Source organism: Variovorax sp. Root318D1, assembly GCF_001424835.1.
Lineage (GTDB): Bacteria > Pseudomonadota > Gammaproteobacteria > Burkholderiales > Burkholderiaceae_C > Variovorax.
In genome coordinates this window covers 1-18,486 of record NZ_LMCQ01000020.1, presented here as the reverse complement: position 1 = coordinate 18,486, position 18,486 = coordinate 1, and the positions used below count along the sequence as shown (strand labels likewise).

The window sequence follows — 18,486 nt, the reverse complement described above, 5'->3', positions numbered from 1 at the left end:
TCAGAAGCGGTAGGTCGCGCTGGCCACGACGTTGCGGCGCGCGCCGTACCAGCAGTCGCCACGCGAGAGACAGGTGCTCACGTACACCTTGTCCGTCACGTTGTTGATGTTGAGCGCATAGCGCCAGCGCGCGGTTTCGTAGGCAAACACGAGGTCGGCCAGTGCCACGCCCGGCACACGCGGGCCGACACCAAATTGCAGGTCTTGGAACGAACTCATGAAGCGCACGCCGGCGCCGGCCGAGAAGCCGCTGAGCCCGCCGATCGAGAAGCGGTACTTGGCCCAGACGCTCGCCTGGTGCTTGGGCAGGCCTTCGATCTGTTCGTCGGCGTCCGTGTAGTTGTAGTGGGCGATCAGGTCGAGGTTCGATCCGATCGAGCCCTTCGCTTCGAGCTCGACGCCCTGCGTCTTGGTCTTGCCGGCCTGCGCATACACATTCAGCGCCGGCGAGGTGATCTGGTTCTTCTCGCGGAGGTCGTACACCGCGGCGCTGAACGCCAAGGCGCGGTCCTTCGGCTCGTACTTGATGCCGGCTTCCCACTGCTCGCCGCGCAGGGGCGTGAAGATCCGTCCGTTGATTGGCGATTGCGGCGTGAACGACTCGCTGTAGCTCAGGTACGGCGACCAGCCCGAGGGCGATGCGTACATCAGGCCGAAGCGCTTGGTCGTTGCACTGCTTTCCTCGGCCTCGCTGCCCGCCGCGCTCGACACCGCCTTGTCGTGGCGCAAGCCGGCCACGAAGATCCAGTTGCCGAGCTTCATCTGGTCCTGCAGGTAGAAGCCGTTCTGGCGCTGGCGGGTGCGAGGCAATGCGGTGCGCTCGGGCACGTCGACGTGGCTGTACACAGGCGCGTATACGTCGATGGTGTCGAACGTCGTTCCGCCCCAGACGTTCTCGCGCTGGCGCGCAAAGTCTGCACCCACGAGCAGCGTGTGCTTGAGCGCACCGGTCTGAAAATGCCCTTCGACGTGGTTGTCGAGCGTCTGTGTGCGATTGCGCGTCAGGTAGTTGTCGTAGTAGCGGCCGAGCACGCGCTTGAAGATCGGATCGGTGGCGTCCCAGCTCTCGGCGCCGCTGAAGGCCGCGCCGTAGTGGTAGCGGTTGTCGTTCTCGTTCTGCGCGTAGCGGAAGTTCTGCCGCAAGGTCCAGCTTTCGTTGAACTTGTGCTCGAACTGCCAACCGAAGGTCTTGCGCTCGCTGTCGTAGTAATCGAAGCCCGGCTCACCGATGAAGCGGCTGGTGGGCACGCGCCCGTTCGGGTTCGGCAGCAAGGTGCCCTCCCACGGCAGGAACTGCGAGCTGCTGCCGCTCTTGTCCTTCTGCCACAAGCCCTGCAAGGTGAGCGAGGTGGCTGCATTCGGCCGCCACGTCAGTGACGGCGCGATGACGCTGCGGTCGTCGGGCACGTGGTCGACCTGCGTGTCCGACTTGCGTTGCAAGGCGATCAGCCGGTACGACAGGGTGCCGTCGGCGTTCAGCGGCCCGGTCAGGTCGGCCTGAATCTGCTTGCGGCCGAAGCTGCCGAACTGCACGCCCACTTCGCGCTGCGCCTCCTGCAGCGGCCGCTTGCTCACCATGTTGACCACGCCGGCGGCCGTGCCTGCGCCGAACAGCATGCCCGAGGGTCCGCGCAGCACTTCGAGCCGCTCCAGCGTGTAGGGCTCGGTGCGCGTGGTGCTGGTGTAGTAGCCGTAAGCCTGGCGCAGCCCGTCGAGGTAGACGTCGGGCGTGGCGCCGCGCACGCGCACGGAGTCGGTCCGCGAATCGAGGCCATAGGCATCAGAGCGCACGCCGGCGGCGTAGTTGAGCGCGTCCTGCACGTTGGTGGCGCCCTGGTCGACCATCTGATCACGCGTGACCACAGTAACGGACTGGGGGGTTTCTGACAGGGGCGTGTCGGTCTTGGTGGCCGTCGCGGCATTGCGGGCGCGGTAGCCGATCACGGGCGATGTCGCGGTTTCGGACTCGGCGTTTGCATCGACCTTCACTTCCGGCAAAGCGCCGGGCACCGTGGTCTGCGCCAGGACCTGGTGATGCACATAGATTGCCAAGCAGCCTGCCAGCACCGATGCGGCCCTGCGCCGCGCCATGAAACCCTTCATTCCTTCTCCACTCCGAAACATTATTAAGAACGATTCGCATTCTAATAAATAGAAAGTCTCATTTGTTTCGATTTCCCCGGACATGGAAGGGGCGTTCAAGCCTGACCAGGCCGGCCGTGGCTACAGCGCAATGCGGCTACGATCCGGCCGCACGTCTTGTGCGTCGGCAGGCCCATGCTCAAGCTCATTGCTTCTTCGTTTCCCTTGTTGCGCGGCTTGGCGCTGCGACTGGCGATTTCCGGAATTGCCCTGGTTCTCGCAGGTTGTGCCGGCCTTCCTCCGCGCGCGGCCGAGCCGCCGACGCTCTCGATTGCAACCTCGCCTGCCACCACGCTCGGCCGCGCGGCGGCCAGCCTCGACGCCGCGAGCGACGGGTTGTCCAGCATCCGGCCACTGGTCGAGGCATCTTTTGCGCTCGATGCCCGCATCGAGCTGATGCGGCGGGCGCAGGCTTCGCTCGACGTCCAGACCTACCAGCTCGGCAACGACAAGACTGGCCGGCTGCTGCTGCGCGAACTGCGCGATGCCGCGCGGCGCGGCGTGCGGGTGCGCCTGCTGCTCGACGATTTCTACACCGCCGGCATGGACCGCCTGCTGCTCGGCCTGGCCGCGGAACCGAATGCCGAGGTTCGGCTGTTCAACCCTTTCGTGAACGCCCGCGACCACTCGGCCACGCGATGGCTCGAGTTCTTCGGCGACTTCCGCCGCCTCAACCACCGCATGCACAACAAGCTCTTCGTGGCCGACGGGGCCATGGCAATTGCCGGCGGCCGCAATCTGGCCGACGAGTATTTCCTGCGCAGCGAAGGCGCCAACTTCATCGATTTCGAGCTGCTCATGGCCGGGCCCGTGGTCCCAGAAGCGGCGCGCATCTTCGACACCTACTGGAACACCGACGTGGTCTATCCGCTTCAGCGGATTGCCGGCACCAGCGACGCCCCTGAAGCGCTGAAGTCCGAGTTCGAAACCGCCACCTCACCGTTCCATGCACCCCTGCCCGCTCCACTTTCCGGCGCCGACCTGCTAGGCGACGCGCCGCTCGGCGTGCAGCTTGCCGATATCGGCCGGGTGAAGTGGATGCGCGCCGACGCCCATGCCGCGGCAGACAGTCCCAACAAGGCGCTGGGCACCCTCGCATCCCCTGGCGAATCGCTCGCGGCGCGCTTTCACGAAATGACCGCCGGCGCGCGCTCCGACGTCGTCGTGATCTCGCCCTACTTCATTCCCGGCGAAGAAGGCATGGCGCGCATGCGGGAGGGCCGGGCGCGCGGCGTGCGCATCAGCGTCATCACCAATTCGCTGGCCGACAGCGACGAGCCGCTGGTCAACATCAACTACAACCGCTACCGCGTCGACATGCTCAAGCTGGGCGTGAACCTCTACGAGGTCAGCACCGAGCAGCTCAAGCGGAACCGCCAGCTGCGCACCCTGCTCAAGAAAGCCCGCGGCCGGCTCCATGCCAAACTGGCCCTCGTCGACCGGGAATGGGTGCTGCTCGGCTCGATGAATCTCGATCCCCGCTCGGCGCGGCTGAACACCGAGTTCGGCGTTCGCGTGCGCAGCTATGAGCTGGCCCAGGCGCTGCTGTACGCCTACCAGCTGGACGACATCGAAGGCGTCTACCGCGTGGTGCTCATGCCCGACGGCAAGAACGTACAGTGGATCGGCACCGGAGACGTGGACAACGAGGTGCTCGACAGCGAACCCGACTCCAGCCTGCTCACACGCCTGCAGCTGCTGCTGTTCTCGTGGTTCGTGCCGACGGACCAGCTTTAGCCTGCTGCGCCGCCGAGGGCGGCCCTTTGCGGCGATGCGCGACCATGCGCGGCCATGGCGGCATCTACAATAGAGAATGAGATTTATTCTCAACAACTCCAATCAAACGCACTACGAAGTTTTCAATGGGATTCCGCATTCGGTCGTCACGCATCGCCTTCGCCTTGCTCCCCCTCGCTTCCATTTCCTCTCTTTCAACGGCACAAGGCACCGGCGGCGGCCAGTCCGACCCTGCGAGCACGTCGCTTCCCGAAGTGCATGTGGTCGCCGAGCCGGAATCCGGCGGCTACAACCCCACGAGCAGCAGCGGCGCCACACGCACTAGCACGCCGCTGCGGGAGGTGCCGCAATCGGTACGCATCGTCTCCAGCCAGCTGATCGAAGACCTGGGCGCGACGCGTCTGGCCGACACGGTGGGTTTCGTGAGCGGGATCACGCGCCTCAATGATTTCGGCGGTACGTGGGACAACTTCGGTATTCGCGGGTTCAGCAGTACCGACATGGGATTCCTGGTCAACGGGTTTCCCGGCTCGCGCGGCTACAACCCGCCGCGCGACACCGCCACTGTCGAGCGCTTCGAATTCCTCAAAGGCCCGGCCTCGGCCGTCTACGGCAGCAGCGAGCCGGGTGGCACGATCAACATCGTCACCAAGAAGCCGGAGTTCACGCGCCGCAACACGGCCGACTTCAGCATCGGCAGCCAGGGCCTGCGCCGCAGCACGCTGGACAGCACCGGCCCGCTGAGCCAGAACGTGGCCTACCGCCTGAACCTGGCGGTGGAAGAAGGCGACAGCCGCAGCGACCTGCTGAGCAACCGGCGCACCCTGGTCGCGCCGGCGCTGACCTGGGTGATCGACGACAAGACGGTCCTCAACTACGAGTCCGAATTCCTGCGTTCGAAAACGCCGCTGGACCGTGGGCTGATCAACGTTCGCGGCGTGCTCGGAACCCTGCCGCGCGACCGGGTGCTCAACGAGCCCGGCGACGGCAACATGACGCTCACCAGCAATACGCATCAGCTCACGCTGGACCGTCAGCTGTCGGAGAACTGGCGTGCGCGCGTGGGTGCGAGCTACAAGGAAAGCACCTTTTCCGGCAACTACACCGAAGCGACTTCGCTGGCCGGCGACAACCGGACGTTGAACCGCCGCGCGACCTGGCGCCAGCTGCCGTCGCGCGACACCTCTTTCCAGGCGGAACTGGAAGGAAAGTTCGCGACCGGGTCTCTGGACCACACGCTGCTGATCGGCGTGGAAGCATCCAGGCTGTGGATGAACACCGAGATCCTTCGTTCCGGGAACTACCCGATCGATATCTACCAGCCGGTGTATGGAAAGCCCCAGCCGCCGCTCACGTCGCTCACCTCCAGTTCGGATGAGCATCAGCGCGCGAGCGCCGTTTTCGTGCAAGACCAGATCAGCCTTTCGCCGCAGTGGAAGCTGCTGGTGGGCGCCCGCTACGACCAATACAGGCAAAGCATCGAGGACCGCGTCGTAAATCGCAACAGCGCCCAGAAGCACGATGCCGTTTCGCCGCGCGCCGGCCTGACCTATCTGCCGAACGACTGGAGCTCCTGGTATGTCTCGGCCGGCAAGTCGTTTCGCGGCAACAGCGGCACCGACAAGAACGGCCAAGCTTTCGATCCGCAGTACTCCACCGCGCTCGAGGCCGGTGTGAAGCTGCAGACACGGGACCAGCGCCTGGGCGCCAACCTGGCCGTGTTCGACATCAAGAAGACGAACGTGCTGACGGCAAGCGACACGCCCGGCTTTTCCGTCGCGGCCGGCGAAGTCAAGAGCAGCGGCTTCGAGGCGGACGTCTACGGCCAGATCGACAAGAATTGGAGGGTGAGCGGAAATTTCGCGTACGTCGATGCCCGGATCTCGAAGGACGCGACGCTGGCAGCCGGCACACGCATCCAGAACATCCCGAGGACGAGCGCCGGCCTGTTTGCCATTCGCGAAGATGCGCTGGCCAATGGCAGCCGCTACGGCGTCGGCGCCGGCATCAACTACATCGGCAACCGCTCGGGCAACACCGCAGACACCTATGCCCTGCCGGCCTACACCACCGTCAAGCTGGTGAGCTACTGGCAAATCAACAAGACCGCGCGCGTATCGATCGACGTGCACAACCTGTTCAACAGGAACTTCTATACCGCCTCGTGGGGCAATTTGTATGTGATTCCAGGCGCGAAGCGCAGCGTGGTGGCCAGCCTGAAGCTGGATCTCTGATGCGCCCGCATTCGAATTTTCGACTCGACACCCAATGAACAAATTGCACCGAATCGCCGCCCTGGCCACTCTCGCGGCAGCCGTACTTTCCTCGGCGGGCGCACAGGCGCACGGCATCTGGTTCGCCCAGCGCTCCGGCGAACTCGCACTGATCTACGGCGAAGGCGCCGACGACCTGGACATGGTCAAGCGGCAGCCTCTGATCTCCGCGGTCACCGCTTACGACGCATCCGGGAACCCGGTGCCGACGGCTCTGGACGTGAGCGGGCGCCTCCTGCTTGTGAACACGAAGGAGAAACCCGCCATCGTCGCGGCCGTGCTCGACAACGGCACCTGGAGCAAAACGCCGGAAGGCAAATGGCTCAAGAAGGGCAAAAACGAAGTTCCCGGTGCGCTCACCAGCGGCCACAACCTCAAATACGCGGTGCATCTGCGCAGCCCGCTCCGCGGCGCCTTGCCGCCGCTGCCCGGGCACACGCTGCAGATCGTCCCGGTCGATGCCATGCTGCCCGAAAAGCTCGGGCAAGACCTGCGCTTGCGCGTGCTCTACAAGGGAAAGCCCGTGGCGGGCGCCCTGGTGCTGAATGATTTCGTCAACGATCCCGACGCCAAGCCCTTGGAAAGCGGCGCCGACGGCACCGTGGTCATCAAGGTGCGCAACCAGGGACTGAACGTGGTCACCGCGCTGCTGGCCACACCGCCTGAAGATCCGGTCAAGACCGACAAGGTGGAGCACCTGGCATCGCTTTCCTTCGTGCTCGCACACGCGCCGGAATAGGCGGGCGGCCGGCCGGCTGGCCAGCTGTAACAACTGCTGCAGAACGACACTGCAGATTCAAACCGAAACAGTGTAAGTGGTTGATTAATAAGGCCGCCTCGGAAGCTGCGCCATTGATCTTTCATCTAGCGCGCCACTAGACATTCAATTTCGCCGGTTTCGCGCCACCAAACATCTAAGTTTGAGTCCGCTGACATGTCTCTCATGTTCTCAAGAGACACAGGAGAGCCCCGCCGGCTTCCAACGACAGCGGCTATGGGCGGCAGCGATGAGTGCCGCATCTCGCGCCGCAAGCGTCGGCGAGAGCTGAGAATCACTTCGGCTTGCACCTTGAAAAAAGCGCTGGACTTAGGACCGGCTGGAGAAGCCAATAAGACATCGACCCTACCTTGACGCAGTTCCAACACACTAGGGTGGTCGACTATCGCGCCTCGTGCTAGCAAGATCGACAAATTCAGACTCATCTCAAAGACTTACCCGGACGGGTGATTTAAGCAATAGCAATACGATTGCTGCCAACGGCTCGGAAACAGTTACCAGTTAGCTGGTGCCGTCCCCAAATACTGACTCTAAGATATCCATATCATCAAGATCGTCTGTTGAAATCGGCCTTTTCGAAGGGTCAGCGTCCGCTAAGCGGCATTCCTCAAGAACCTCTTGCATAGTATTAACAACCTTCCGAGGGGTAATCTCACGCAGCTGTGAAATTACCAAAGTCACAGCATCGGCATCGAAGGGAAACGAACCCAGCTTGCTAGGATCACTCACGTCGAGGCGATTACCAGGAGCATCAAAAATCGCATTCACGAACGCTATGGCGGTATCACGGTCCAACAAATCAAAGTGCACTAGGCGCGTCACGCGCGTCAAAATGTAGTCAGTGAATGACTGCGACAGAGTAGTTTGTTCAGCCGAAATGGCGCAAACTAAACCAAACGCGTTTGGGCACGAGTCATATAAGTGGCGGAGGATATCATTGGTTTCCAGCACTTCTTTGGCAGGCTGCCGTGTCAGATCATCCAGTTCATCAATGAAAAGGTATACAGCCTGTCTGAAACGCTTCTTACCGGCAGGAGTAGAAAACTCATTAGTTAACAAATTCGTGATTCGAGAAAAAAGCATCACGGCCTGATAGTCCGATAGCGTCTTTGCATTCAAAAAAGCTTCGATCTGCCGAGCGTCTTGACAAGGCATCAAGCCTTTTAGGAAGTCGGACGCCTCCCTAGACTGCACTAGTACATCTATAGCCGCGTCATTACTATCAATGCCTTGGGAGGTCTTAACTTCTAGAATTCGAGACTCTATGAATCCATGGAAATTCTTCAGATCAGTGATCAAGGGCCCGCGCTCGACTAGATCTTCAACAAATGCTGCTGCAAAGGAAAGTTTTCCCTTATTCTTCTTCAGTGTAGGAATAAAATATGCCGCCCCTGCTCTGGAGTCGATAACCTGCTGGCGCGCCCATAGTAACGCGTGCGATTTTCCTGTTCCATAAGTTCCATAGAGCAAGATGAAGCTGGTCAGGCCTACATGATCTGCGCGAACGCGCTCGATCATCTTGCTCATTTGTTTCTTTTGTCGCTCGTAGCCACACCAAATCTTCACACGAGGATCGTCTTCAAGAACGGGATTAGTTCTAAATGGATTTTCTTTCAGATTGCACAGCGGATAGAAATTTTCGGGATTCATCTTAAAGATCCTTTGCTTGCATAATTATTCTTGAGGACGTCATGCCCCGTGCCGACCAAAGCGAGATACGTTATAAAGTCCTCGAACTCCTGGCGCTCTTTTTCATCGATAAGTTCATAACTTAACTCTAGTTGGAAATTTTTATCCAACTCTCCTTTTGGATGAAACCCCGAGTTCGTCAGATTGGCGGACCCGAGCAGCGCCAAATCGTTCGATGGTTTTTGATAAGTGTTTACTTTGGTTTGGTCGACCTTAAAAAAGTATGCCTTTGCATGGAGGCGAGCGACATAAATCAATGAAAATCCGCGCGCCTCCAATTTCGTAAACTCTGCGATATCTTCTTCGAGAGGCGGGCGCGTGATCAAAGTAACCGTGCATCCCTCTGCAATCCATTCATCTAAGGCTCTTCCTATAGGGGAAGTCGACCACAGTATGTCAAGCGAAATAAACGGCGATACGAGCATCACATCTCTGTGAGGGATCAAACGCCGACCAGCAATTTGATCGTAGAGCCGCCGCTTTTCGTGGTTCTTTAGGAACTTGGAAGCAGAGGGCATTTCGACGAAGCTTTCAACACCGTCACCTGAGGCTGCGCCCAATTCACGAGCATCTTGAGTACGCCCCATCGGACGCGTAAGGTCGAGAATTTCTACACCGCCCTTGACGGCAATCGTGGGCGTAGCGGCGTTAGGCGACGCAAGGTCGTCTTCAACTTTATGTTGGCCCGCCCGATAGAACATTACATGATCTTTGCTTTTTACATAGATCACTCTGAAAGCGGTGCGTCCACGGCTAACAACGCGAATCCATCCGTCGGCTATCCCGCGATACGGATGATCGTCCCGGTCTACACGAAACTCACCGCCGTCGGTGAGGATTTTTCTGAAGACACGCGCGGGTAATTGCGCGTCTCCGGACAGTAGATCCGTCAAAAAGTCGGGATGAAATGAGATGGAGGGCATGCTAGTTGACAATAATCCCTAACTCGATTGTTCGCGAAGACCTCACTTTGACCCCGAGCTCCCCCCACTCATTTTCGCGGAGCCACGTGGCGTAGTCCGTCTCTTCCGAAGCCGGCGCAAGTGCCATATGTGCAGCGATGGCCGTTAAGTAGGGTAACTCATTTCGTAACAAACGACGATCCTGCGAAAGCTCACGGTAGTCCATGAAAAGTTTTCTCGTGAGAGTAGCGAGCCCTTGCGCCGTTGTTTGATCTTGCGCCGGCATCCATACTGTTCCAAACGCTGTTCCAATCAAGCGCACGTAATCGGCGGTTTCGGGACACCGCTGATACAAGGTCGAAAATTGTGAGAGGCGCGCCCGCTCAAGCTCAACTTTCGTTGGCAGGAAGTCACATTCGCCGCCAGGTGCAACGAATCCCATCGCGGCTGCGTGCCGTAAGAAGCTCCAACCCCGTTCGCTGAGACATGATCGGTCAGTGAGGAAGCCGAACGATCGCGCCCATTCGCGTCGCGGTGTGAGCATGTGTCGCAAATAAGTTGGGCTGGGTTCATCGATTTTGAACACATCTTTCGGCGCAGGTAGACCCAGCTTGCGGGATGCTTCAACCAAAGGTTCGCTGCGATGAATCCCGGGCTTCTTCGTACCAACCATTTGCCTCTGGCGTTCGATAGTTACCACAGAGGAGATCGCCTCTCTCTCGTGCTGACCGGTGAACATTTCGAAAAGGCGATGGCGCTTGTTAGAAACCATCTTCACCAACAAGTCCGCCGTGGCCTCAGGCTCGAAGCCCGCTATTAATGCATTTACGAAAATGTCACCATCAGCGAGCAGTACCGCGAGTGCAAGAATCCGCTGCAAAGCTCGGCGGCGCTCATCCGTCTTGTCAAGTTGCTTTACGCATAATGCCCCAGCCTCGCCGAGCAACCCTGGATAGACTGCCCCAGATTTAACCGTCACGAACCCGAGGGCTCCAAAAACATCAGCAATGTTGGCGGACTTTAGATCCCATTTATCAAAAACAAGCTCGAGCCAATCCCCTGGCTTTATCTGAGGCCGGCTCGCATAGACTTCGCAAAAGTCAATTACGCGATCAAGAGTTTGCTCTAGACCGACAGAGTACCCGATTTTTCTTATGAAAATCGAGTAATCATCAGGTTGGACTATACCCACCATGTGCTGTCACCCTTGGACGAATTTTCACAAGCATAGTTCGGCTGGTCGACTGGTCACCTATGAAGCAGTCGCCCGAATCAAGATACCGGAGCATGTCACCAAAATCGGGAATTGTGACTCCACCGGTTCTCATAGACGAAACAATTTTAGTTGGAACTCTTGAAATTGCGGAGGCCACATCGTTTTGGAAAGTTAATCGGTGATTAAAGGACAAATTAATCTGACTTAAAATTCGGTCATCAACTGCTGACGGCTGCTGAGTTGCGAGCACAAGCGACAGACCTGCGTCGCGTCCCCGTTTAACAAATTCCACCAAGGCGTCTCTAGCAGGGCTTTGAGTGTCTTTGCCTGCGACCACATGAGCTTCATCAATAAGCAGCCACACTCGACTTGGCAATTGCTCGTTAAAAGCTGCATCACCCCGAAACTTAGCCAGCTTCCTCTTCGAGTGATAGTCTCCCATGGTCCTGAAGAGGGCCTTCGCAATGATCGCAGCCACGAGGGATTTGTCACTATCGCTCAGCTCTCGAACCATGAAAACGTTGCATTTTCCGGGCTTCAATAACGTCGATATCTCAAGCCCGGCCACGTCAAACAAACCCGAATGTTCGTAGTCATCAAGCTTGTATTTGACGGCGTTTCGCGTATTTTCGGAAATCCCAGGCCAGTTTGAATCGCGCCCAATATCCCTCAATAAATCGGCAATTGAAAAATCAGTATTAGAAAGCCGCGCAAGAGCGCTTCGAAGAACATGGCCTTGCGGACTGTAAACCTCTTGACCGAGCAATGCGCACCATTCAGAAAACTCGACATCACGAGGTCTAATAGAAAATTCCGTCTCTGTTCCGATCAGCTTGCTTGCACCTTTCGGAGAAAAAAGCTCCACGTTTGCGAGGCTGTTTGGGGCAATCCGCCACTCTTGCAGATCCTTAAGCTGCGCTAGATGTTCTGGAATTTGAGATTTTGGTTCGTACTTCAGCGTCCAGAATTGATTTTGCGTATCCAGTAGGATACTTGTAATAGGTTCTAATTTCTGCTGGATTGGCGTCGGCGTTGCTAAACTCGAGATTCCTTCGATTAAAACTCCCAAGTCAAAACTTTTTCCACTTCCCCGCGTTCCGGAAATATAAATGACGTGAGGGAAGCTAACATCGAGCCACACATCAGCAGCAAGCATGTTATTCGATGGACAGGACTCCAAAACCTTTCCGAGCAAGATCAACTTTTCTGCCGAAAGATCCGACCCAGTGCGGCCGAGGATTAGGTTACTTCCTTTTGAAATATAGCGGCACTTAACCACGGGATCTGCAATGGAGAACGCCGCACTTTCGATAACTCGCCCAAAAGCCTCAGAAGCCTTTGTTGAAAAAGCCATTCAAATACTCCGATTTTGTGAGTTTCGAGACTACCGCGCCATTTCTTACAAGCAATATTTGGTCTGGGGATAACGCCTCGATGAAATGCTCGGTATTCGCAGCGGCAACGACAACAACGCGATCATTCTTCGTCGCAAGTCGTTTTATTCTGATCGCGAGGATTTTTGAGGTAATCGGATCCAAATTGCTGCAGAACTCATCGATTAACCAGACCGGCGCATCAGAAAGGGTGAGTTCAGCAAACATCGCTCTGTAGCGTTGCCCCATGCTTAACACTTCATACGGTTTAATAAAAACCATTGCCTCACTCAATCCGACCTGACATAGCGCAGCAAATGCTCGACTGGTGCCGTACTTCTGAGCGAAATACTGAAATATCGGAATTCCCTCGGGAAGCGGGCATAACGTTGCAGTCCTCGGCTTAGCGCTACTTTTCGAGCGCTTGCGAATCAAGCCTTTTCCCATCGGCTGATCAGAAAGTGCGTTTAACAGCACCGATTTTCCGGCGCCACTTGCTCCAGTTATCAATAGTAGCTGGCCACGTTGCGCGGCTATATCAACCGGCCCTACAATACGTGACCGCACTCTTCGAGCCTCAATCCCGAAGCTATCCATAATGAGCCGAACGTATTGAGTTAGAGGAATTTCGTAGTCGACAAAGACTTCAACCTCCTCAAAGGAAATCATCCGCCCCTCTTTAATCCCGGATGCAATACGAAGCGCGCCTTGATTTTTCTCGATTGCCGGCCCTCTACCTCTAGCAGCGATCGCCTCTTTTAGGTAATCATCTGCGCATTTATCCAGTCCCACGACAAAATAAGGAATTGGAAAGCGAATAATTGGCCTGAATGCCAACCATTCATCTGATGCCATCTCGGACCGAGGATCTTGAGTCTTCAACAATTCGCTTAGTACAACTCGTGCTTCGTCAAAAGTTTTTTTTGTTTTCTGACAATAAGCAACAAAGGCGGAATGGTACTTTCGCTGCAAGCTCATGATTCCGGACTTCCCCTCAGCACCCTTCTCGATACTGTGAAGATCTTTAGCAATCCGATCTAGATTTCCCTCCGTGTCGCCGATGTAGTGGAATCCGGCGCGAGTAACAAAATCGACGTATCGGAGCATCTCGGCAGAAATTTCCAGGAAAAGTGGTTTTTGACCGGACACATGCCAACGAGACCGACAAAATTCCTTAGCGGCTTCAACAAGAAGTGTCGATGCACCAATTCCTCGAAACTCGGGATCAACTACAACCCGTGCGATGCGAGCGATTCGATTGACATACTTTTGACCATCTCCCAGCCATGTGTTCCACGCAACGTCTGCTTCAGCATGGGCGAATGGATGTGAGAAGACATCGTGTCTTGGCTTACACATTAGAAGCGGCATCTGCAGTTCGATGTAGCCCAACGCTCGTGTTAGTCCTTGTTTGACAATCGAAGCTAGAAGGATTGCTCTACGTCCCCCAACCCCTTTCGGAGGGGCATCAAATTGTCCATCCGCTTGGTCAAGATTGACGCCCTTATAGTGAAATTGCTCGAGTCTTTGAAACTCGACAATATCTGCTTCTTTATTGATTTCGGTGATAACAATTTTCAGACGCTCATCGCCTAGCTTCAGATCACGATGAGATTCGAAATGCGGAGAAATCACAACATCGATAGGTCGGCCGGTCTTCGCCAGGGAAACTAGATCGCCCGCGGCGACCCGTTGCATCGCAACTTGGTCCCCCGGTCCGACCAACGCAAAGCGGTGCAACTGAAGTGCAGACTCCCTCCCTTGTGGATTCGTAACGACGAGATTTCGTCTGTGACCGCGTGAACTCGCGCTTTTTACAGTGTAGACAGCCATAGGTTTCTTAGGGATGGGCGCATTATGGCGACGCGAAGGTGGAAAGACCAGGCCGGCCGAAGGCCGCCGTCGTCATCAGCCCAACGCCGCGGAGCACTTGATCACAACGGCGAGACCGGTGCAGGACGAAAGGAGCGAGCAGACTTCATGTCGCCCGCGGCGGGCTTGAAGCGCACCATATTTTCTACACCCTCTCGCCGCTCTGAGCGGTCGGTTTGCCTGCTTGACACCGTCAACCAATGTCGACATCGCACATAGAGGCAAGACATAGACACCGTGGCATCCAGCGGTGACGCGGCGGGCCGCGTAGGCTTCGGGTCTATGGTCTCCGTTCACCAGACGTGCATCGTGGCTCCATTCGTAGCGCCGTTCATCTCCTCGAGATTGCACAGCCCCGTCCTGTGCATCGATGTGTAGAAGCCGTTCAGCTCGATGAAGAAAGGAGGCGGCCGAGCGTGTAAAGCTGCACTTGCGACGCATACGAGGTTTCGTCTGCATCGCTAGCTCCACCTCCGCGTTTTAGAACAGTACCAATTGAGAGAGCTGGGGATTTCTTCCCGCCCATGTGCTCTTGGCCTTTTGGCGCAGCACCGCCGAAAGAATGGAGTACGCCAGACTTCTATCTGCCGGGTCGGCTTGCGCCGATGCTGACTCCGCAAGTAACTGAACCACGACGCTGGGATGCTGAACCCTGAGCCGCACGGGCTCGAGCCGAGCCATTTTGTCGGCAAGTGCAGCGGCCATCTTCAGCAACTGGCGAGCCTTGTTGAGTGGTGCTCTTTGTCTAAGACCTTCTCTTTGAATCTGCTCATCGTAGCCGGCCGCCGTCCCCAAAGCGTAGGCAATGTGAAGCCCTCCGTCCAAACTCAACGGCTGAAGCAATCTTGTTAGCGGTGAAATATTGTCATGTGCTTCCGCCGGGAGTCCGGCCGGCTCATCCGTCATAGATGTCGGGCAGACGCGATCATTTACCCAGGCTGCAAACTGTATTTCGACAGCAGCGGCCTTCTCCTGCAGTGCAGTCATTTGCCATCCGAAACCACAACTGCAAACGAGAAGCCCCGGACGATTCCACGATGTTGCACGCAAGCAGTGTGGGCACTTCTCCGTCAACGTGGTTTGATGTTTTGCGCATGCGGTTACCAAGGAAATGTCCCACGCGATCAGGCAGCATCCATGTTCTTGGATGCAAGCGGGGCACAGCCGAGGGTACGAACGATTCAGGAAGTAGCTACGGCCAATCTGCTGACCAGCATACAAGTACTCCGCATTGCCTCCTCCACTAGCGAGCTGACCCAATGCGAACCACAGAGAGCGTTCGTCGGCGCCGAACCAGCGGCTCAACATGGGCGCATCCACAGTATCCAGCACTGAGAATCTGCTTTTCCCCAGCCACTTCTTCAGTTGCGGCAAGCCGCGCAAGCCGTTTTCCTCGGCCATGCGAAGCGCGTAGCCTTGGCCGGACTCACCGGGCATGACGCTGTCACGGAAAGGGAACTGCATCTCGTTGACATCGACTAGGGATGTATCAAGCAATACCTGCTTCCGTGGAACGCCTCCAGGGGCATCTCCGTTCTCGATGGGCTTCATCTACTTTCCCCTCCCTCAGAGGGCCGCTCTGCGGTCGAAGTCGGCGAAGTAGCCTCCAAGTGCATGGCACGTTTCTCAGCACGAATGGTCCAGAGCGCCTTCGCCAGTCGAGTGCGGTCGGAAGGACGAAGTGACCGGCTCCAAGTTCGTCGACCAACTTCTAGGTTTGCGGGCGAGCCGCCCGACTGATCAGCACTACTCTGCTTTCGAGAAGCGCGCGCCGAGGCATTCGGCTTGCGCAGAACGCGCAAATCAATTTCGACGGCCTGCTTGCTGCCGAACACATCAATCAAGACCTGATCGAATTTATATTGAAGTGTTTGTGATTCCGCGATACTTGGCTCGCGCCTACCCGCTGCCCTTTGACCGGAGAGTTTTCGTCGGCTATTGATCGCGTCGTCGTACTTACTTGGTGCTAGGGTATCGCGATCCGACAGCGGGAGTTCACAGTAGCCGCAAGTGGCAAGATCTGGCACGCCTGAAGCTCTACCCCCGGTCACCAGCAGCGCTCTGTGAACACACAAGGACATTTGACACCAAGGACATCGATTCTTCAGCGGTGTCAAGTGAACTGCGCAATGGGTCGCCTCTCGCACGCGCCAGCTCCATCGCAAGTATGGTGTCATGTCGTGAGACCAACACTGAGGGCACCAGCGGTAACGAGGGTTTTTCCCCTCGTATAGAAGAAGCTCCCTGGTCGACGTCGACATCGCCGTCAGCAGTCTGCCTAGACCTCTAACCGCCCCAGCGCAAACGCCTTCGTCCGCGCAGGCCATATCTAGGAAGCTCGACCACTTGTCCGGAGGTATCGGGCGATCCCAATCCGCTCCGATTGGGCGAACGCCGCTGACGGCACATAGTTGCCTCAGCGAATACTGATGAGCGCCGCACACGCGCTGAATCCAAGATGCCCGACTTTCTGATGGCAGCGAAGGTGGTGAGGCCAAAAGGATTCCGGGAAGGGAACGCTGGTGCTCTACGGTCATGGTCAGATCCCTCCCTTGTCGTTGGGACGGAACGGGTGGAATTTTCCCACGACGTGCCCGTTCGCATCGTCGAAACCGCGAGCAAGATCTTCCTCGTTTAGTCGCCGGTCTGCGCGTTCGGCGGCATGCATCACGGCATACTTCAGCAGCCTCTTAAGCGCTCGCAAGTTGCCCGCCGTGGCGACGTGCAGCGGTCGCGCCATAGGGCCATTGATGATCTCCAGATTGACCGTACCGACGGCTGCGGCGAACGCCCCAAGAAGCTGCAACCACGCTTCGCCGAACTGAAAAGGCGCAATCAAGAAGTTGGCCGAAGCACGCCCGGTGAATTGAGGATTGATGACACTTAATCGCTCCAACGTTCGCGTGCCGGCGCCGATAACAGGCACGTTGTATGCATCCATTCGAACCTTGAGCCAGTCCGTCACCGCTCTTGCCGTGATGTCTTTGTTGCCTTCACAGATGTGCTGCATCTCGTCGATGAGTGTTGATTGCCACCGAAAATTGACCCGGCTAACGCACTAATTTCCGTCTAAGACTGACCCACGTAAAACTCTACCCTGCTCATTTTTAAGGCAGGGGATNTGTTGATTGCCACCGAAAATTGACCCGGCTAACGCACTAATTTCCGTCTAAGACTGACCCACGTAAAACTCTACCCTGCTCATTTTTAAGGCAGGGGATCCTAGGAGTGATAGACGTGGCGACATTGAGTGTCATCAGACGCTGGGCCCTGCGCGAGCAGATGTCCATCCGCGAGATAGCCAGGCGTACAGGCCTGTCTCGCAACACCGTGAAGAAGTACCTGCGAGCCGGCGAAGAAGCGCCGCGCTACGCCAAGCGGGCGAGCTCAAGCAAGCTCGATCCCTATGCCGACAAGCTCGCGACCTGGCTCGCGATCGAGGCCACCAAATCGCGGAAACAGCGGCGCAATCTGCGGCAGATCCACACAGACCTGGTCGCATTGGGCTTCGAAGGCTCCTACGGCCGCGTGGCGGCCTTCTACCGGAAGTGGCAAGCCGATCGGCAGGAGGCGCAACGTATTGCAAGCCGCGGCACGTTTGTGCCGCTGGTGTTCGGCCCCGGCGAGGCGTTCCAGTTCGACTGGAGCGAGGACTGGGCCGTGATCGCCGGCGAGCGCACCAAGCTGCAGGTGGCGCATTTCAAGCTCAGCCACAGCCGGGCGTTCAGCGTGCGTGCCTACCCGCTCCAGACCCACGAGATGCTGTTCGACGCGCACAACCATGCGTTCGGCGTACTGGGCGGAGTCCCCAAGCGCGGCATCTACGACAACATGAAGACGGCTGTGGACAAGGTCCGCACAGGCAAAGATCGGGACGTCAACGTCCGGTTCAGCGCGATGGTGAGTCACTACCTCTTCGAGGCCGAGTTTTGCAATCCGGCCTCGGGTTGGGAGAAGGGCCAGATCGAAAAGAATGTGCGCGACGCCCGTCATCGGCTCTGGCAGCCCGTTCCGGCCTTCCCGACCCTGGCCGAGCTCAACGACTGGCTCGAGGTCCGGTGCAAGGCGCTGTGGAAGGAGATTGCCCACGGACAACTGCCAGGCACCGTCGCAGATGTCTGGGCTGAGGAGAAACCCTTCCTGATGCCCCCGCCACCTGCCTTCGACGGCTTCGTGGAGCACACCAAGCGTGTTTCGCCCACCTGCCTCGTGACCTTTGACCGGACACGCTACAGCGTCCCCGCGTCATTTGCCAACCGGCCGGTCAGCTTGCGCGTGTACGCCGACCGATTGGTGGTGGCGGCCGAAGGCCAACTGGTGTGCGAACACCAGAGGATCATCGATCGACGGCACGACGTGACGGGACAGACCATCTACGACTGGCGCCACTACCTGTCGGTACTGCAAAGGAAGCCAGGTGCCCTCAGGAACGGTGCTCCGTTCGCAGAGCTGCCGGTCCCGTTCAAACGACTGCAAGCCATGCTGCTCAAGAAGCCCGGCGGTG

At 57.6% G+C, this 18,486-nt stretch carries 13 protein-coding genes; 4 read left to right on the top strand and 9 right to left on the bottom strand.

Translation table 11 applies throughout. The features are described 5' to 3' along the window. On the bottom strand, positions 1–2,103 hold the full coding sequence (locus ASC78_RS16890) for a TonB-dependent siderophore receptor (RefSeq protein ID WP_055803507.1): 2,103 nt from the start codon (positions 2,101–2,103) through the stop codon (positions 1–3). A gap of 174 nt (positions 2,104–2,277) precedes the next feature. Here ASC78_RS16890 and ASC78_RS16885 point away from each other — a divergent pair, with 174 nt between their 5' ends. The 3 genes from ASC78_RS16885 to ASC78_RS16875 all read left to right on the top strand — a co-directional run bounded on the left by ASC78_RS16885 (position 2,278) and on the right by ASC78_RS16875 (position 6,891). Then, positions 2,278–3,879: a phospholipase D family protein gene (locus ASC78_RS16885; RefSeq protein WP_055803504.1), complete on the top strand. Its 1,602-nt coding sequence runs from the start codon at positions 2,278–2,280 to the stop codon at positions 3,877–3,879. A gap of 125 nt (positions 3,880–4,004) precedes the next feature. Beyond that, the gene (locus tag ASC78_RS16880; RefSeq protein WP_055803502.1) at positions 4,005–6,113 is read left to right on the top strand and encodes a TonB-dependent siderophore receptor; all 2,109 of its coding nucleotides are present in this window, start codon (positions 4,005–4,007) and stop codon (positions 6,111–6,113) included. 34 nt (positions 6,114–6,147) lie between these two features. Further along, complete coding sequence (locus ASC78_RS16875) at positions 6,148–6,891, top strand: DUF4198 domain-containing protein (protein ID WP_055803499.1); 744 nt, start codon at positions 6,148–6,150, stop codon at positions 6,889–6,891. A 540-nt stretch (positions 6,892–7,431) separates the two neighbouring features. Here ASC78_RS16875 and ASC78_RS16870 read toward each other — a convergent pair. The 8 genes from ASC78_RS16870 to ASC78_RS16840 form a co-directional block, all read right to left on the bottom strand. Then, entirely contained in the window at positions 7,432–8,580 is a 1,149-nt protein-coding gene (locus tag ASC78_RS16870) for a P-loop NTPase fold protein (protein WP_157634472.1), read from the bottom strand. After that, positions 8,577–9,542, bottom strand: coding sequence for a hypothetical protein (locus tag ASC78_RS27500; RefSeq protein WP_157634471.1), 966 nt, complete (start codon positions 9,540–9,542; stop codon positions 8,577–8,579). Before ASC78_RS27500 ends, ASC78_RS16870 begins: the two co-directional genes overlap by 4 nt. Before the next feature lies 1 nt (position 9,543). Next, on the bottom strand, positions 9,544–10,716 hold the full coding sequence (locus tag ASC78_RS16860; RefSeq protein ID WP_055803491.1) for a hypothetical protein: 1,173 nt from the start codon (positions 10,714–10,716) through the stop codon (positions 9,544–9,546). Further along, positions 10,694–12,091: an ATP-binding protein gene (locus ASC78_RS27140; RefSeq protein ID WP_082517570.1), complete on the bottom strand. Its 1,398-nt coding sequence runs from the start codon at positions 12,089–12,091 to the stop codon at positions 10,694–10,696. The genes ASC78_RS16860 and ASC78_RS27140 overlap by 23 nt, the downstream gene beginning before the upstream one ends. After that, on the bottom strand, positions 12,066–13,808 hold the full coding sequence (locus ASC78_RS27135) for a GNAT family N-acetyltransferase (RefSeq protein WP_162246106.1): 1,743 nt from the start codon (positions 13,806–13,808) through the stop codon (positions 12,066–12,068). The genes ASC78_RS27140 and ASC78_RS27135 overlap by 26 nt, the downstream gene beginning before the upstream one ends. Before the next feature lie 654 nt (positions 13,809–14,462). After that, positions 14,463–15,533 (bottom strand): TniQ family protein, encoded by a 1,071-nt coding sequence (locus ASC78_RS27130; RefSeq protein ID WP_082517568.1) that lies wholly within the window; start codon positions 15,531–15,533, stop codon positions 14,463–14,465. Continuing rightward, a complete protein-coding gene (locus ASC78_RS28385; protein ID WP_082517567.1) occupies positions 15,530–16,519 on the bottom strand; it encodes a TniQ family protein in 990 nt (329 codons plus the stop codon). Before ASC78_RS28385 ends, ASC78_RS27130 begins: the two co-directional genes overlap by 4 nt. A gap of 2 nt (positions 16,520–16,521) precedes the next feature. After that, positions 16,522–16,992, bottom strand: a complete 471-nt coding sequence (locus ASC78_RS16840; protein ID WP_055803478.1) for a hypothetical protein — start codon at positions 16,990–16,992, stop codon at positions 16,522–16,524. A 218-nt stretch (positions 16,993–17,210) separates the two neighbouring features. Between ASC78_RS16840 and istA the strand changes: the two genes are divergently transcribed. Then, positions 17,211–18,486, top strand: a 1,276-nt coding sequence (gene istA / locus ASC78_RS16835) for an IS21 family transposase (RefSeq protein WP_055804343.1), incomplete at its 3' end; no start/stop codon positions are given.

Excerpts from the sequence above, each read along its gene's own strand:
- ASC78_RS16885 (WP_055803504.1), top strand. The coding sequence starts at position 2,278 with ATGCTCAAGCTCATTGCTTCTTCGTTTCCCTTGTTGCGCGGCTTGGCG.
- ASC78_RS16870 (WP_157634472.1), bottom strand. The coding sequence starts at position 8,580 with ATGAATCCCGAAAATTTCTATCCGCTGTGCAATCTGAAAGAAAATCCA.
- ASC78_RS27500 (WP_157634471.1), bottom strand. The coding sequence starts at position 9,542 with ATGCCCTCCATCTCATTTCATCCCGACTTTTTGACGGATCTACTGTCC.
- ASC78_RS16840 (WP_055803478.1), bottom strand. The coding sequence starts at position 16,992 with ATGCAGCACATCTGTGAAGGCAACAAAGACATCACGGCAAGAGCGGTG.
- ASC78_RS16860 (WP_055803491.1), bottom strand. The coding sequence starts at position 10,716 with ATGGTGGGTATAGTCCAACCTGATGATTACTCGATTTTCATAAGAAAA.
- ASC78_RS28385 (WP_082517567.1), bottom strand. The coding sequence starts at position 16,519 with ATGACCGTAGAGCACCAGCGTTCCCTTCCCGGAATCCTTTTGGCCTCA.
- ASC78_RS27140 (WP_082517570.1), bottom strand. The coding sequence starts at position 12,091 with ATGGCTTTTTCAACAAAGGCTTCTGAGGCTTTTGGGCGAGTTATCGAA.
- ASC78_RS16880 (WP_055803502.1), top strand. The coding sequence starts at position 4,005 with ATGGGATTCCGCATTCGGTCGTCACGCATCGCCTTCGCCTTGCTCCCC.
- ASC78_RS27135 (WP_162246106.1), bottom strand. The coding sequence starts at position 13,808 with ATGCAACGGGTCGCCGCGGGCGATCTAGTTTCCCTGGCGAAGACCGGC.
- ASC78_RS16875 (WP_055803499.1), top strand. The coding sequence starts at position 6,148 with ATGAACAAATTGCACCGAATCGCCGCCCTGGCCACTCTCGCGGCAGCC.
- ASC78_RS16890 (WP_055803507.1), bottom strand. The coding sequence starts at position 2,103 with ATGAAGGGTTTCATGGCGCGGCGCAGGGCCGCATCGGTGCTGGCAGGC.
- ASC78_RS27130 (WP_082517568.1), bottom strand. The coding sequence starts at position 15,533 with ATGAAGCCCATCGAGAACGGAGATGCCCCTGGAGGCGTTCCACGGAAG.